Origin of the sequence: Actinomadura sp. CNU-125 (assembly GCF_001942465.1) — a bacterium.
GTDB lineage: Bacteria > Actinomycetota > Actinomycetes > Streptosporangiales > Streptosporangiaceae > Spirillospora.
In genome coordinates, this window is sequence record NZ_MKJY01000355.1 from 19,582 (window position 1) to 33,643 (window position 14,062).

The 14,062-nt window shown below is 71.0% G+C and carries 15 protein-coding genes; 7 read left to right on the forward strand and 8 right to left on the reverse strand.

Going from position 1 to position 14,062, the window contains the following annotated elements; translation table 11 throughout:
• Positions 1-144: 144 nt before the first annotated feature.
• On the reverse strand, positions 145-609 hold the full coding sequence (locus BJF79_RS33050; protein ID WP_075903351.1) for a nitroreductase family deazaflavin-dependent oxidoreductase: 465 nt from the start codon (positions 607-609) through the stop codon (positions 145-147).
• Between the two features lie 197 nt (positions 610-806).
• Here BJF79_RS33050 and BJF79_RS62700 point away from each other — a divergent pair, with 197 nt between their 5' ends.
• Both BJF79_RS62700 and BJF79_RS62705 read left to right on the forward strand, forming a co-directional pair.
• On the forward strand, positions 807-2,192 hold the full coding sequence (locus tag BJF79_RS62700; RefSeq protein WP_262402899.1) for an ATP-binding protein: 1,386 nt from the start codon (positions 807-809) through the stop codon (positions 2,190-2,192).
• A 26-nt stretch (positions 2,193-2,218) separates the two neighbouring features.
• Positions 2,219-3,403, forward strand: a complete 1,185-nt coding sequence (locus BJF79_RS62705) for a PP2C family protein-serine/threonine phosphatase (protein ID WP_410050173.1) — start codon at positions 2,219-2,221, stop codon at positions 3,401-3,403.
• Positions 3,404-3,461: 58 nt separating this feature from the next.
• Here BJF79_RS62705 and BJF79_RS33060 read toward each other — a convergent pair whose 3' ends face one another.
• Complete coding sequence (locus BJF79_RS33060; RefSeq protein WP_262402900.1) at positions 3,462-4,832, reverse strand: MFS transporter; 1,371 nt, start codon at positions 4,830-4,832, stop codon at positions 3,462-3,464.
• A gap of 119 nt (positions 4,833-4,951) precedes the next feature.
• Between BJF79_RS33060 and BJF79_RS33065 the strand changes: the two genes are divergently transcribed.
• Positions 4,952-5,818, forward strand: a complete 867-nt coding sequence (locus tag BJF79_RS33065; protein ID WP_262402901.1) for a LysR family transcriptional regulator — start codon at positions 4,952-4,954, stop codon at positions 5,816-5,818.
• Positions 5,819-5,853: 35 nt separating this feature from the next.
• Complete coding sequence (locus BJF79_RS33070; protein ID WP_075903353.1) at positions 5,854-6,336, forward strand: hypothetical protein; 483 nt, start codon at positions 5,854-5,856, stop codon at positions 6,334-6,336.
• Positions 6,337-6,623: 287 nt separating this feature from the next.
• Here the strand turns inward: BJF79_RS33070 and BJF79_RS33075 are convergent, their stop codons facing one another.
• From BJF79_RS33075 to BJF79_RS33090, 5 genes are all read right to left on the reverse strand, one after another.
• Entirely contained in the window at positions 6,624-7,166 is a 543-nt protein-coding gene (locus BJF79_RS33075; RefSeq protein WP_075903355.1) for a hypothetical protein, read from the reverse strand.
• Positions 7,163-7,315, reverse strand: a complete 153-nt coding sequence (locus BJF79_RS62710; RefSeq protein ID WP_262402902.1) for a hypothetical protein — start codon at positions 7,313-7,315, stop codon at positions 7,163-7,165. Before BJF79_RS62710 ends, BJF79_RS33075 begins: the two co-directional genes overlap by 4 nt.
• Before the next feature lie 148 nt (positions 7,316-7,463).
• The gene (locus BJF79_RS33080; RefSeq protein ID WP_075903357.1) at positions 7,464-8,861 is read right to left on the reverse strand and encodes a family 2B encapsulin nanocompartment shell protein; all 1,398 of its coding nucleotides are present in this window, start codon (positions 8,859-8,861) and stop codon (positions 7,464-7,466) included.
• 13 nt (positions 8,862-8,874) lie between these two features.
• A complete protein-coding gene (locus BJF79_RS33085) occupies positions 8,875-9,726 on the reverse strand; it encodes a geranyl diphosphate 2-C-methyltransferase (RefSeq protein WP_075903359.1) in 852 nt (283 codons plus the stop codon).
• Positions 9,727-9,761: 35 nt separating this feature from the next.
• Positions 9,762-10,841, reverse strand: coding sequence for a family 2 encapsulin nanocompartment cargo protein terpene cyclase (locus tag BJF79_RS33090; RefSeq protein WP_075903361.1), 1,080 nt, complete (start codon positions 10,839-10,841; stop codon positions 9,762-9,764).
• 241 nt (positions 10,842-11,082) lie between these two features.
• Between BJF79_RS33090 and BJF79_RS33095 the strand changes: the two genes are divergently transcribed.
• Both BJF79_RS33095 and BJF79_RS33100 read left to right on the forward strand, forming a co-directional pair.
• Positions 11,083-11,484, forward strand: a complete 402-nt coding sequence (locus BJF79_RS33095) for a hypothetical protein (protein ID WP_075903363.1) — start codon at positions 11,083-11,085, stop codon at positions 11,482-11,484.
• A 50-nt stretch (positions 11,485-11,534) separates the two neighbouring features.
• Positions 11,535-12,173, forward strand: coding sequence for a DUF6518 family protein (locus BJF79_RS33100; RefSeq protein WP_075903365.1), 639 nt, complete (start codon positions 11,535-11,537; stop codon positions 12,171-12,173).
• Here BJF79_RS33100 and galE read toward each other — a convergent pair.
• Complete coding sequence (galE, locus tag BJF79_RS33105) at positions 12,136-13,137, reverse strand: UDP-glucose 4-epimerase GalE (protein WP_075903367.1); 1,002 nt, start codon at positions 13,135-13,137, stop codon at positions 12,136-12,138. The two genes, BJF79_RS33100 and galE, sit on opposite strands and share 38 nt — an antisense overlap.
• Positions 13,138-13,346: 209 nt before the next feature.
• Between galE and BJF79_RS33110 the strand changes: the two genes are divergently transcribed.
• A complete protein-coding gene (locus BJF79_RS33110; protein WP_075903369.1) occupies positions 13,347-13,991 on the forward strand; it encodes a response regulator in 645 nt (214 codons plus the stop codon).
• Positions 13,992-14,062 lie beyond the last annotated feature (71 nt).

The window sequence follows — 14,062 nt, forward strand, 5'->3', positions numbered from 1 at the left end:
ACACGTACCGTCTCACGTTCGGCATGCTTATCAGCACATTCCGTGACAACAAGCCACGAACGTGACATACACGGCGAACGTTAGCCCTGCGCACAGCTTTCTATAAGGGGTTCCCGGGGTACTTTTCGCTAACACGGTGTGTGATCAGGACAACATTGACCGATCTCCGTCCGTGCTGAGGCGGACCACGGGATACTCCCGGCCGGACTTGCTCTGATACTTCGCGATACGCGGCTGAGCTGCGGCGATGACCGCCCAGGCCCGCTCGCGGTCGGCGCCCTCCAGCCGCCGCGGCGTCACCGGGACGGCCGCGCGGCCGAGCATCTCGATCGACGCGCGCTCCGGGCGCGCCATCAGGTTGACGAACCAGTCCGGATGCCGGTCGCCGCCACCGGACGCGACGATCAGCCGGTCCTCGCCGTCCGCGAACCACGCCACCGGCGTCTCCCGCGGCTCGCCGCTCCGGCTGCCCACGGTGTTGAGGATCAGGACGTCCATGCCCATCGCCTTGCCGCGGCCCTGCCGGATCTTGCGGTTCACGCGGGCGTTCGCCTTGTGCTGCATCCACCGCGACACCGCCCCGGGCCCCGCCTTCTCCTGCTTCGCCATCGCCGCCCTCCGCTCGTTCGATCTGATGTTCGAATCGACCACGCTAGGCGCGTCCCGGCCGGGCGCGCTTCTCGATTCCTGACCGATCCGGTCCCTTCCGGTCCCTTCCGGTCCCTTCCGGTGTCTTCCCCCGGAACGCGGCCGCATGACGGCCGGGATGGCGGGCAGAAATCGGAGCTATGGGCGAGGACGATGCCGTGGGGGCGGCACGGTCGCTACCGGCGCGGCCGGAAAGCTCCGCGCTGGCCCGGAGGTTCGTCCGGGGCCGGCTGGAAGGGGCCGTCGCCCCGGACGTGGCGGACACGGCCGTCCTCCTGGTCAGCGAACTGGTGACCAACGCGGTCCTGCACGCCCGCACCCAGGTCGAGGTGTCGGTCCGGGTCGCGGGCGGCGGCGTCCGCGCGCGGGTCGCCGACCGCGCGCCCCGCCTCGACCTGGTGCCGCAGCGCCGCCACCCCTACGCCGACACGGGACGCGGCCTGTACCTGGTCGAGCAGCTCGCGTCCCGGCACGGCGTCGACATGGGCGAACACGGCAAAACGGTGTGGTTCGAACTCGGGCGCCCCGCCGCCCCTTCCGGGTGGGAACGCGCCCCCCACGACACCGCGCACCGGGCCGTGACGCTCGTCGACGTCCCCTGGGCGCTGTGCATGGCCGCCCAGCAGCACCGGTACGCGGTCCTGCGCGAATTCCTGCTCGCCTCCGCCGGCGGACGACCGCTCGGGATACGCCCGGACGATCTCCGCACCGCGCACGACGTCAACAACATGATCGGCGCCCGGCTGCTGGCCGCGGCCGCGGAACACCCGTCCGACGCCGACATCCGCACCCTGCCGCTGTCGGTCCCCGCGGACGCCGCGCCGGGCATCGTCACCCTGCGGCGCGTCCTCGACCTGGCCGAGGAAGCCGCCCGCGGCGAGCACATCCTGAGCCGTCCGTCCCTCCCCCAGACCACCGCCATGCAGGACTGGATGCTCGACGAGATCATCGGCCAGCTCGGCGGCGGGCAGCCCATCGCCTGGACGGTCGTCCCCCGCGACCCCACCGCGAGCCCCCTCGACCTGATGCCCTGGGACTCCGACCAGGTGCAGGGCAGCAGGCTCCCGACGATCGCCGTCGACGACGCGAACCGCATCATCGCGGTCAACGAGTCGGTGACCGACCTCCTCGGCTGGAGCGCCGACGAGCTCGTCGGCGAGCGGCTCACCATGCTCGTCCCCGAGCACCTGCGCGAACGGCACGTCGCCGCGTTCACGTCCCTCCTGCTCACCGGCCGCCCGCGCATCCTCGGCCGGGCCGTGCCGCTCCCCGCCCTGCACAGCGACGGCAGGCCGATCCCCATCCGCCTGCTCATCCAGAGCCAGGAGCTGCACGACGGGCGCACCGTCTTCGTCGCCCAGCTCTTCCCCCGGACGGCCGCGCCCGAGCCGTCCGAGCGCGCCGAAAGCCCCGAGGAGGAACGCGAACCCGAAAGGCCCCGCACCGAACGGCGTGCGCCCGGCCCGAACATCGGCCTGTCGCCGCTGGAACGGCTCGCCCTCCTCACCGACTGCGAGCGCGCGCTCAGCGCGCCCCGGACCTGACGCAGGGCCTCCGCCAGGTCGGCCGGATGCTGACCCGGCGCCTCGCCGACTGGTGCTCGGTGGTCCTGCTCGGCGAGCACGGCTCGCTGGAACGCAGGATCGTCGTCCACCACGACCCGGACCGGCCGCCGCCCGCCGCGTTCGAAGGCCCGCTCCCCCCGCTCACGCACGCCGCCCGCGGGCCGCTCGCCCGGGCCCTGCGCGGCGCCGGCCCGCTCACCGACGCGACCCCGCAGGGCGACAGCCCCCTCGACGCCCGGCACGCCGAACTGTTCGAGGCGCTCGGCACCGACAACGCCGTCATCGCCCCGCTGCGCGCCCACCGCGACGTCCTCGGCACCTTCACCCTCGGCCGCACCACCCCCGAACCGCCCACCCGCGGCGACCTCGCGTTCGTCCAGGACCTGGCCCGGGGAATCGCCATCGGGATCGAGAACACGCGCCTGTACGACCAGGCCCGCACGATCGCCGAACGCCTCCAGCAGTCGCTGCTCCCGACCCTGCCCACGATCCCGAACCTGCAGGTCGCCGCGCGCTACGCACCGTCCACCATCACCGCCCAGGTCGGCGGCGACTGGTACGACGGCTTCTGCCTCCCCAACGGCGACTTCGCCCTGGTCATCGGCGACGTCTCCGGCCACGACATCGACGCCACCGCCGCGATGAGCCGGCTGAGCAGCATGATGCGCGGCGTCGCCGTCGTCTGCCAGGAACCCCCCTCGACGGTCCTGCACCACCTCGACGCGGCGAACCGGCTCCTGACCGATGACGAAGTCACCGCCACCTGCGTCTACGCCCTCGTCAAGGGCTCCGGCCCGTGGGAGTTCGTCCACTCGTCCGCCGGTCACCTGCCGCCGCTGCTGACGCTCCCCGACGGCGACACCCGCTTCCTCGACGACGGCGCGGGCCTCATGCTCGGCACCGGCGTCGACCTCCCGCGCCCCACGGCCCGTACGCCGCTGCCCGCGCACTCGACCGTCCTGCTGTACACCGACGGCCTCATCGAACGCCGCGACGAACCCATCGCCGACTCGATGGAACGACTCCGCGTCCAGACCGCCGCCCTCGCCGACGCGCCCCTCGGCGTCTTCTGCGACGAACTGCTCATCAGGCTCGGCGCCGACGGCACCGACGACATAGCCCTGATAGCCCTGCGCCCGGCCCCGGAAAACCCGGTCGCTCCGAGCCCGCCGCCGAGAACCGCTCGATGAATTCGACCGCATCGGCGCGCCCGACCTCGTCGATGATGCCCACCCGCACCGACTCGGCTCACTTCGGCGGCGCTTCGGCGGCCTTGCTCCGGGACGACGTCTTCACCCGGGAAAGGCTCGGCAACATGGCACTGACGAACCCGAGTACGCAGACGATCGCCGCGATCAGAAACGGGACAACGGCCGCACCGTCGTCACGATGGGCCAGGGTGGCGCCCGCGACCGCGGCGGCGACGGTGGCACCGACCTGACGGGTGGCGTTGAGGATGCCGCCGACGGAACCGGCGGCCTCCGGAGCGGCATGTCCGATGGCGAACCCGACCAGCGCGGGCAGAGTCCAGGAGACCCCGAGGCCGCACAGCAGCAGACCGAAGCCGAGGACGAGCGGCCGTTCGTGCCCGGCCGTCGCGACGGCGACGAGCCCGAGGCCGATCGGGAAGGCCGCGAAGCCCGTCCGGATCGGCCGCAGGGGTCCGTAGGCGGCGACGAGCCGTCCCGTGACCAGCGGGTTCAGAGCGACCAGCAGCGTCATCGGCAGGAGCGTCGTCCCCACCTCCTCCGCGGTCGCGTGGAGCAGGAGCGGAAGCGAAAAGATCACCGTCGTGAGGGCGTAGTTGACCGCCGCGCCCCACCCGAAACCGACCCACACCGCCCGGTTGCGGCGCAGAGCCGCCGGGACGATCGGTGCCGCCGAGGCCCGATCAATGATCACCGTGCCGTACGCCAGCCCCAACGCAACCACCCCGAGCAGCGCCGCCGGGAGCCAGGAGCGTCGACCCGCCTGGGTGATCGCGAGCGTCGCCACGGCGAGCGTCGCCGCCAACCCGAGATGCGGAAGCCAGGACGTCGCACGCGCGTACCGTGCGCTCACGACCCGCGTGCGGCAGAGCACGAGGACGACGAGCGCCAGCGGCACGTTGATCACGAAGACGGTGCGCCAGCCGTCCGAAGTCACAAGCCGACCGCCGAGCACGGGGCCCGCGGCCATGGCGGCGCCGCTGATCGCCGCCCAGGCGCTGATGGCCCGGCCGCGCGGTCCGGGCTCGCGGTAAAGAGCGGCGATCAAGCTCAGCGAACTCGGGATGATCGCCGCGGCGAAGAGGCCCAGCAGCGCCCGGAACACGAGCAGGAACGCCAGGTCGGGCGCGAGCGCGCACGCCAGCGAGGTCGTCCCGAAGCCGATCACCCCGCCGACGAACACCGGGTAAGCCCCCACGCGGTCGGCGAGGCCGCCCCCGAACACCAGCGCGGACGCCAGCGCCAGCGTGTAGATCGTGGTGGCCCAGCCGACGCCGACGACCCCGACGTCGAGCGAACTCATGATGTCGGGTTCGGCCACGGCGAGCACCGTGGTGTCCAGCAGCACCATGAAGTAGGCCAGCGAAATACCCACCAACTGGGCCGGTCGCCGAGCGGGGATGGACGACATGGATCTCCTCGGTCCGGTGAAGAAGAACGACCCACAGATTCCGCCGCCGCCGCATTCCGCACGACCGGCACCATCGCACCACCATTCGGCAACTCCGAACACCTGCCTAAAGTGAGCACGTGGACCTGGACCAACTCCGGACCGCCGTCGCGCTGTTGCAGCATCGGACGGTCAACAAGACCGCGGCGACTCAAGGCCTCGCACCGTCCTCGGTCTCCGACCGGGTACGCCGCCTCGAAGCCGAACTCGGAACACCGCTGTTCACCCGCGACCGCGCCGGCATGCACCCGACGGCTTCCGGCCGCTCCTACCTGGTCACGGCCGCCGAAGCCCTCGAAGTACTGGACGGCGCGGCCGAACGGCTCCGCGCCGCACCGCCCCTCGCCGTCGGAGCACAAGCCTCCATCGCGGACGAACTCCTACCGGCCGTCCTCGACGACCTGAGGCAAGCGCGTCCCGATCTCCGGGTGCATCTACGCCCGGACCCCGACCGCAACCGTCTCCTCAACGCACTCGAACACAACGAGATCGACGCGGCCGTCCTCCTCGACCTCGGCGACCACATCGGCGACCTCGGCTTCCCCAGCCCCGCCCCAGACCTGGAGTACGTGGACGTCCGCGAGGTCGCCATGACGGTCGTCGCCCCGCCAAAGCACCCGCTTCTCGGACACCGCGTGAGCATGCAAGAAATCCAGAAAACCGGAGGCTTGATCGGACGCGAGCCGCGCTGCTCCTTCTGGATGGCCGCCCAACGCTGGCTCGGCCCCGACGTCGATCTCACCGCCGTCGGCGGATTGGCGCAGGTCCGCGAATGGGTCGCCACCGGCCGCGGAATCGCGCTCCTCCCCGAGTTCGCGGCCCGAGCGACCTCGACTCCGGCCGCCTCGAAGCCGTCGACGTCCAGACACCGCCCCTCCGCCTACGGCTCGTCTGGCGGCAGGAGCAGAACACCACCGACCGCCTACGCCCACTCCTCTACGCCCTAACCCAAGCCTGACCACACGACGCTACGGTCAACTCCGTGATCGACTTCAGCGACGAGCTTCTCCGTCTCAAGCCGGGCACCATCACCTACTACACGGCAGACCTCGACAGCCCCGTCGCCGGGACCTGGAGCATCGACATCCCGCTGGAGCCCTTCTCCGCCGACGACGAGTACGAACCGGAGACCTTTCGGCCGGGGCAAGCAGGACCCGAACTCGTCGAAACAGAATTCAGGCTCGACTTCATCAGCCTCCCGGCCGAAAACCTCACCGCGCTCAGCGCCCGCACTTTCACCTTCCCGGTGAATCCCGAGGACGGCTACATCGACGGATCGATCTACCTCGTCGGCACCCACAACCCTGTCGACGTCACCCGCATCGCCTTCGGCGAAACGCGCGGGGACGAAGTCCACGCGACGCTGCACGCCGAACTCGTCCTCGGGGCCCCCATCCGCGACCGCACCGTGAACCTGGAGACCACGCTGCGCTTCCGACAGGGCCGACTAGCAACGACCACGTGACCTCTCCGGCCTAACGTTCCAGCAAATCGCTCCTCCAGCGACAGTGAGCACACGGCGTCGCGACGCAGAAGGAACCGACCAGACCCGGCTATCTCGACCATTCCTGGAGATTCGGATGCTCGGGAATTTCGCCTCACGGACTGGCGACCGCTCGCGATCGTCGATGATGTGCGGCTCGTCACGAGCCTGGAAGCTGCCATGCCAACCGAACTTTTTAAACACGCCTCAGTCGTGAGATTTAACCTCATTCGCCCGGCGCGCATCTGGCTGGACGTTCCAGAACCTCGTCAGCTTCCATCGTGATGCGAGGGCGCCGACGGGGCCCGCGCGAGCAGGCCGGTTCCTCTTATCCGCATTCCTTGATCGAAGTCCATCGGACTGATGCCATGGAAGGCGGAAATCTCGGGAGCCAGGTCGAACGCCACCCGCCGCCATTCCTCGATTTGTTCCTCGTCGGCGGTGGAGGGGTCCCAGTCGAGCGGGTACCTCAACTGCTCGTGCCAGGCGGCTCGTTCCTGTGGCAATGGATCGCCCAGTGTCAGCAATTCGTCATCCAGCCCGACGGCCGAGTACCGGCGCATTACGGTGCCGTGTTCGGTCAGCAGCCAGGTCGAGCCGTCGCCCTGGGCACCGTAGTAGTACGCCTGCGCCCGGCCATAGCGCCTGCTGAGCCGACGACACAGCGCAAGCACATCGTGGCGGCGCTGCTCGTCGTAGGGATCGCACCAGGCTCCGATGACCAGCGTCCAGCCTTCGACCTCGGGCGTGACGTAAACGCGCGCCAGCGATCGATCGTCCTCAGAATCGCCATGGCCGTCGGCGTCGATCACCTCTTGCGCTTGAGCGAAGGTGAGGCCGGTTCGGCCTTTGACAGGCCAAGGGTCCGCATGACGCCGGCCTGGTCGTCGGTGGAGATCGCGATCCAATGGTTCCAGCACGTCCAGATCGGCATCGGCTGGTCGCCGGTTTCGTCGGGCATCGCCCCATCTTGGCAACCCGCACCGACGTGATCCTTGGAAGTTGGATCTCAAGCTAGTAGTGCGGCATCCACCGGTGTCGTTGATCTGCGGCGTGTTGCCCTTATCCGGCCGCTTTTAAGGGCAACACGCCGCAGGTCAACGGTCACGTCAGGTGCGGGGGGTCGCGATTTCCACGCCTTCGAGGACGCCGAGGGCGTCGGGGACGAGGATCGCCGCGTTGAAGTACGCGCTCACCAGGTAGCGGGCGATCGCCTCCTCCGTAATGCCCATGAACCGGACGTTCAGCGACGGTTCGTACTCGCCGGGGAGGCCCGTCTGGTGCAGGCCGACGACGCCCGAGTCGTCCTCGCCGGTGCGCAGGGCCATGATCGACGACGTGTGGTCGGACGTCACCGGGATCTTCCCGCACGGGTAGATCGGGACGCCGCGCCAGCCGAGCAGCCGCTTCTCCCCCTCGACGATCTGGTCGGGGTACACGCCGCGGCGGGTGCACTCGCGGAAGAACGCGGCGATCGCTTTCGGGTGGGCGAGGAACAGGCGGGTGCCGCGTCGCATCGCGAGCAGGTCGTCCATGTCGTCCGGGGTGGGCGGGCCGGACCAGGACGCGATGCGCTGCGAGTCGTCGGCCTGGTGCAGGAGCCCGAACTCGGGGTTGTTGACCAGCTCCCATTCCTGCCGTTCCCGCAGCGCCTCCACCACCAGGCGCAGTTGCTCCTCCGCCTGGTCCATCGGCCCGTTGTACAGGTCGCCGACCCGGGTGTGGAGGTTGAGGACGGTCTGGGCGACCGCCAGCTCGATCTCCAGCGGCCCGGTGTCGTAGTCGGCGAAGGTGTCGGGGAGCGGCGGTTCGCCGTCGTGGCCCGAGGCGAGCCGGATGTCCGCCTCCCCTCGCCGGTTGGCGGGCTCGGACGCCGCCGCGCGGTGGGCGGCGAGGTGGGCGCGCAGCGCGGGGTTCGCGTCGGCCAGTTCGGCGAGCGCCTCGCGGGGCAGCGCGAGGACGGTCGCGGGCGTGGCGGCCCGCAGGGTCTCCCGCCAGACGGGCTCGGTGTCGGCCGCGAGGAGGTCGCCGCCCGCGTGCCGTCCGTCGGTGAGGACCCCGAGCATCGCCGTCCCGCCGTACCGGGCGGTGCCGATCCGCTCGACGCGTCCGCGCGCGACGGCCAGCACCTCCGTCACCGGGGCGCCCTCACCGGCCAGGACGTCCCCGGGTTCGACGTCGCGTGCGGTGAACCGTTCGGCGAGTTCGGCGAGGACGGCCGCGTCGAGTCCGTGCAGCGCGGGGAACCCGGCGAGGGAGTCCGGCGCAACGCGGACGCCGGACGCCCCCCACCGGAAGGCGAGCAGCCGCGGCCGGGCGGTGGTGACGCGGCGGCGGTTGACCCGGTAGGTGCCGCCGGACACCTCGACCCACGGGAGCTTGCGCAGCAGCCACCGCGACGAGACGGCCTGCATCTGCGGCCGGGTCTTCGTGGTGGTCGCCAGGAGGCGGGCCGTGTCCGTCGACAGGCTGAGCGGGCCCGGCGGGACGTCCTGAAGTGAGGTCATCGCGCTTCCCTCGTCAGACGCGGTCGGCGGCGATCAGCAGGTAGTGGAAGCTGCCGCCGGTGTACGCCTCCAGGAACGCCTTCTCGATGCCGGTGGCCAGGTGCGGCGAGCGGGCGCGCATCCGCCAGTAGGGGATGGTCGCCTCGGTGAGGTCGATGGTGGTGATCGGGACGAGGTCGTGTTCGGCCATCGCCTTGAAGTACGCGCTGCGGGGGTGGATGTCGCAGATGTAGTGCGAGTTGATCTCGCTGACGGCCCGGGACGGCAGCCCGTAGACGTCGTTGTAGCAGCCGGTGATCGTGACGTAGCGGCCGCCGCGCTTGAGGAGCCTGCTGTGCTCGGCGAAGAGGTCGTGCAGGTCGACGTACATCGTGGATTCGTTGTTCCAGATGCCGTCGAAGGTGCCCGACTCGAATCCGGTCGACAGCATGTTGCGGAAGGAGAAGCCGACGGAGTCGGCCACTCCGCGCTGCGCGGCCTGCTCGTTGGCGAACCTGACCTGCTCCTCGGAGATGGAGATGCCGTCCACGCGGCAGCCGAACCGCAGGTTGGCCATGAGGCTCGTGCCGCCCCGGCCGCACCCGGCGTCCAGCAGCCGCCCGTCCGCCGGGATCGGGCCGAGCCGGTCGAGCAGGAGCCCGGCCTGCGCGGTCTCCAGCCGGTGCAGTTCCTCGATGGTGCGCTGTTCGCGCGTCTCCTGCGGCCCCTCCAGCACCGACCAGTTCGGCTCGCCGATGCCGTAGTGGTGGTGGTAGATGCCGTCCACCGCCCCCAGCAGGAGGTTCACCGGGTTGCGCTCCTGGTTCCAGTAGTCGGCGACCGAACGCTGGTAGGGGCTCTTGAGCACGTGCGTGGTCGTGGACATGGGCGTTCCTCCTGTAGACGGGGGGTCGGACGAAGTCAGGCGTAGCGCTCGTTGGTGGCGTGCCATTCGAAGCCGCCGCCCATCCAGGACTGCGCGCCGCGCAGGAACCACTGGAGCTGGGGGGACGGCACGACGGACAATTCGGTGCGGGCCCGCTCGAAGCCGCGGACGAAGTCGTTGTGCAGGTCGACGACGGCCTCGGTCGCCTCTTCGACGGAGCAGTCCCGGTCGGCGGCGACGAGCAGGACCATGTTGCAGACGGGCTTCTCGTCGGCCGCGTCCTTCGCGACGGAGAACAGGTCGTTCACGAGGACGGACGCGGTGCCCGCGCGGAACAGGGCGTCGCGGACGCGCTGCCGGTAGTACAGCTCGGCGGGCAGTTCGTAGCCGCCGACGGCGTCGATCAGCGTCATCGAGGTGTAGAAGCTGTCGTGCTGGCGGGCCGCGAGGTACTCCCAGGCGGGCGGGTGCCGCTCGGTCTCGCGCCACGCGGCGTAGGCCGTCCAGCTCACGAACATCGCGAACGTCGAGTAGCAGACGCGCTGGACGACGGCGGGGCTGGTGCGCGCGGCGAGGTGGTCGGTGGCCGACCGCAGCATCCGCGGCACGAGGTCGCCGGTGAGCGCCTCGTCCAGCGGGGGCGTGAAGTCGCCGGCGTCCGGCGGCCGGTCCATCGCGGACATGACCAGGGCCAGCCGGGGCGGCAGCAGTTCGGGGACGGCGCCGAGCGCGGTGTCGTCGGCGTAGTAGTCGTCGGCGGCCCACCAGCTCGCGTTCAGCTTCGCGGCGGTCAGCAGCGCGTCGGGGTCGTCGGTGTCGGGGTGGGTGAGCATCGCCAGGCGGCCGAAGCCCGCGGAGCCCATCGCGTCCAGTTCGTCGTCGCGGAAGCCGAGGGCGGCGGCCCAGGTGCGCAGGCGCGCCTCGACGTCGGCGGCCAGGATCGCGTCGACCCGTTCGACGGCCGGGACGTAGAGGGGCGACGCGGAACCGTCGCCCCAGGTCCGGAGGGTGCAGGACGGGCCGGGCCGCGGCACCGCGGTCCCGCCGGTGCCGAGCCCGATGGGCCCGGGCATCCGCCACGGGACGTGCCCCTCCGCAGACTGCCCGACGCCCATGCGGCCTCCCGAAGATCTCGCGACGTCCTCGTTCCACCAAGAGCTTGTCACTGATGGTGAATAAATACATACGAGAGGTGACTATCGGGCAAGTGAAGGATCACACTCTGGCAAGACATAGACACACAGTGCGACAACTGGTAACTCGTGGGACGGCCGCTCGCCGGGGCCGCGACGTTGCTATCGTGCGGACCGCGCGCCCGCGGCGGGCGCGGGCGGCGGCCCGAACGGAGGCAGCGGAATGACGTCCGACCCGGCGGTATCCGATCAGCGAGCACCGCAGCAGATTCCCGATCACCTCGACGCCGTCGGCCCTGGCTGGCATCCGCTGCTGGGACGCCTGCACGAGGAGTTGCTGGGCGTCAGCCCCACCTACGGCGTCCAGCAGGTCAAGGAGAAGTACGGCCTCCTGCGCGTCTATCTCCTCACCGGCATGGTGCGCCAGATGAGCATGGGGATCACCGGCAGGCCGGACCCCGACCAGGAGGCGCGCTTCGAGGCGGAGGACGGCGCGGCGACGGCGCTCGTCCGCGCCGCCGAGCAGGAGTCGGGCACGATCTGCGAGGCGTGCGGCGAGCCGGGGGAACTCCGCGACCGGGCCTGGCTGAAGACCCTCTGCGACGGCTGCGCCGCCCCGCGCTGAGCCCGGACGCCGGGCGGAGCCGCGCGTCCGGGACCTGCGATAGTCGCCCAATGATCAAAGTGCTCGTCGCCGTGGCGATCGGGGTCGTGTTCGGCGCGGCCACGTCGACGATGAACGCGCTGTCGAGCCCCTACACCGCCGTCGGCGAACCGCTCGCGGGCACGGCCGTCGCGCCGGTGCTGCAGGTCGTGAGCCGACTGCTGGGCGTGGGGTGGTCGTGGGCCGCGCTCGCCGTGGCCGTCGGATGGTACGCGTGCCGTCCCGTCCCCGGGGCCCTCGCCGGGACGGCGGCGCTGGTGGCGGCCACGGCGGCGTACTACGTGCTCGACCCCGTTTTCCGCGGGGAGCCGTTCGGCATGCACGCGAGTTCGCTCGTGTTCTGGGCGGTCGCGGGTGCGGTGGCCGGGCCCGCGCTGGGCGCGCTGGGCAGCCGCGTCGGACGGCCGGGGCCGCTCGGGCTGCTCGCGGGGCTCGCCGTTCCCGCCGGTGCCGCGCTGGAGATGCTCGTGTTCCGCGGGCCGAGTCCGCTGGTGCCGCTGTCGGCCGCCGAGCAGGTCGCCCGCTGGCTCGTGCTGGCCGCCGCGGCGGCGGTCGCCGTCGCGGTGCTCGTCCGGCGGCCCGCCCGGCTTCGTCCGGACGGGCCGCGGGACGTCAGGAGGCGAGGGCGCGGCGGTGTTCGGCCCACTTGAGGGAGTGCCGGATGGCGTCCTCGATCGTGTACTCGGGCTTCCAGCGCAGCAGGTCCCACGCCTTGTCCGGACGGACGAACGCGCCGACGACGTCGCCCGGACGCGCGGGCGCGTCCTCGGCGCGGAAGGCGTCGCCGACGACCTCGCGGAACGCGGTGACGAGTTCGCGGACGGTGGTGCCGTCGCCGGTGCCGAGGTTGATCACCTCGTAGCCGGGGTGGTCGGACAGCGGCGGGACGACCGAGTCGAAGCGGGTCGCGGCCTCGTGGAAGGCGCGGGCGATGTCCCACACGTGGATGTAGTCGCGGATCGCGGTGCCGTCGCGGGTGTCCCAGTCCACGCCGGTGATCTGGAACGGGGTGCCCTGCTCGTAGCACTCGATCATCTTGCCGAGGGCGTGCGTCGGCTTGCTGCTCTGCAGGCCGGAGCGCAGTTGCGGGTCGGCGCCGATGGGGTTGAGGTAGCGGAGGGAGATGACGCGGAGGCCGTGCGCCTTGCAGAGGTCCCGGAGGAGCAGTTCGGCCATCATCTTCGAGCGGGTGTAGGGGTTCTGGGGTTCGAGCGCCGAGGTCTCGGCGACCGAGAGGTCGGGTTCGGGACGGTACATCCCGGCGGTCGACGCGAAGATCATCCGATCGGCGCCGTTCCGGACGAGATGGCCCGCGAGGTCGAGCGTCTTGGCGAGGTTGACCCGGTAGTAGCGCTGCGGGTCCCGCATGGAGTCGGGCACGACGATCAGCGCCGCGCAGTGCACGGTGGCGACGATGTCGGCGTGGTCGCGGAAGATCGTGTCGATCAGCTCCCCGTCGCCGATGTCGCCCTGGTAGAAGATCTTGCCCGCGGTGAACTCCGGCCGGCCCGTGACGAGGCTGTCGAGCACGACGGGCGTCACGCCGTGTTCGGCGAAAACGGACGCGATCGTGCTGCCGATGAAGCCGGCTCCCCCGGTGATCAGGACTTTCATGTGGCATTCCCCTGAAGCCAGTGCCTGGACACGCACAGAATCCGCAGCGTGCCGGAGGCGGTCAACGCCGCTGTCCGCGTCCGGACGGGCGTGAACCGCGGGGGGCGCCGGGGCGTCCGCGCACGGTTCCTGTCCCGGGCGCGCGAGAAGGGCCCGGCGTACAGCGTTTGCAGGATCCGGACGGCCGGTGGAGGCGGCATTGTCGGGGGATGCGACCCATCCGCGTCCTCATCGTGGACGATCACACGCTGTTCGCCGAGGCGCTCGCCGCCCGGCTGGGCCGGGAGCCCGATCTGGTGATCCTGCCGATCGCCGCCGACGCGCGCCGGGCGCTGGCGCTGACGTCGACCGAGCGGCCGCAGGTCGTCGTGCTGGACATGACGCTCGGCGCGGAGAGCGGGCTGGACGTGCTGGACCGGCTGCGGGAGTCGCATCCGGACGTGCGGGTGGTGGTGCTGACGGCGATGAGCGACCTCGGCACGCTGGTGCAGGCGGTGCGGCGGGGCGCGGTGGGGTGGCTGTCGAAGACCGAGAGCGCGGAGCTGGTGGCGCGAGTGATCCGGTCGGCGGCGCGGCGCGGCGGGTGGATCCCGCCGGAGCTGCTGGGCGAGGTGCTGCGCCGGCTGACGGGCGAGGACGACGAGGAGCGGCTGCCGGAGCTGACGCCCCGGGAGCGGGAGGTCCTGCAGTGCATGGTGGACGGTCTGGGCCGCGCGGAGATCGCGGAGCGGCTGGGGCTGTCGGCGAACACGGTGCGGACGCACACGCAGAACCTGCTGGCCAAACTCGGGATGCATTCGGCGCTGGAGGCGATCACGCTCGCGATGCGGGCGGGGATGCGGCCCAGGGACTGATGCAAACGGCGTAGGCCGAGGTCGTCTTTTGGGCGATTTCGCGCGGTTATCACGTTCTTACGCTCAGCCTG

Excerpts from the sequence above, each read along its gene's own strand:
- BJF79_RS33050 (WP_075903351.1), bottom strand. The coding sequence starts at position 609 with ATGGCGAAGCAGGAGAAGGCGGGGCCCGGGGCGGTGTCGCGGTGGATG.
- BJF79_RS62705 (WP_410050173.1), top strand. The coding sequence starts at position 2,219 with ATGCTGACCCGGCGCCTCGCCGACTGGTGCTCGGTGGTCCTGCTCGGC.
- BJF79_RS33060 (WP_262402900.1), bottom strand. The coding sequence starts at position 4,832 with ATGTCGTCCATCCCCGCTCGGCGACCGGCCCAGTTGGTGGGTATTTCG.
- BJF79_RS62710 (WP_262402902.1), bottom strand. The coding sequence starts at position 7,315 with ATGCCCGACGAAACCGGCGACCAGCCGATGCCGATCTGGACGTGCTGG.
- BJF79_RS33080 (WP_075903357.1), bottom strand. The coding sequence starts at position 8,861 with ATGACCTCACTTCAGGACGTCCCGCCGGGCCCGCTCAGCCTGTCGACG.
- BJF79_RS33085 (WP_075903359.1), bottom strand. The coding sequence starts at position 9,726 with ATGTCCACGACCACGCACGTGCTCAAGAGCCCCTACCAGCGTTCGGTC.
- BJF79_RS33090 (WP_075903361.1), bottom strand. The coding sequence starts at position 10,841 with ATGGGCGTCGGGCAGTCTGCGGAGGGGCACGTCCCGTGGCGGATGCCC.
- BJF79_RS33095 (WP_075903363.1), top strand. The coding sequence starts at position 11,083 with ATGACGTCCGACCCGGCGGTATCCGATCAGCGAGCACCGCAGCAGATT.
- BJF79_RS33100 (WP_075903365.1), top strand. The coding sequence starts at position 11,535 with ATGATCAAAGTGCTCGTCGCCGTGGCGATCGGGGTCGTGTTCGGCGCG.
- galE (WP_075903367.1), bottom strand. The coding sequence starts at position 13,137 with ATGAAAGTCCTGATCACCGGGGGAGCCGGCTTCATCGGCAGCACGATC.
- BJF79_RS33110 (WP_075903369.1), top strand. The coding sequence starts at position 13,347 with ATGCGACCCATCCGCGTCCTCATCGTGGACGATCACACGCTGTTCGCC.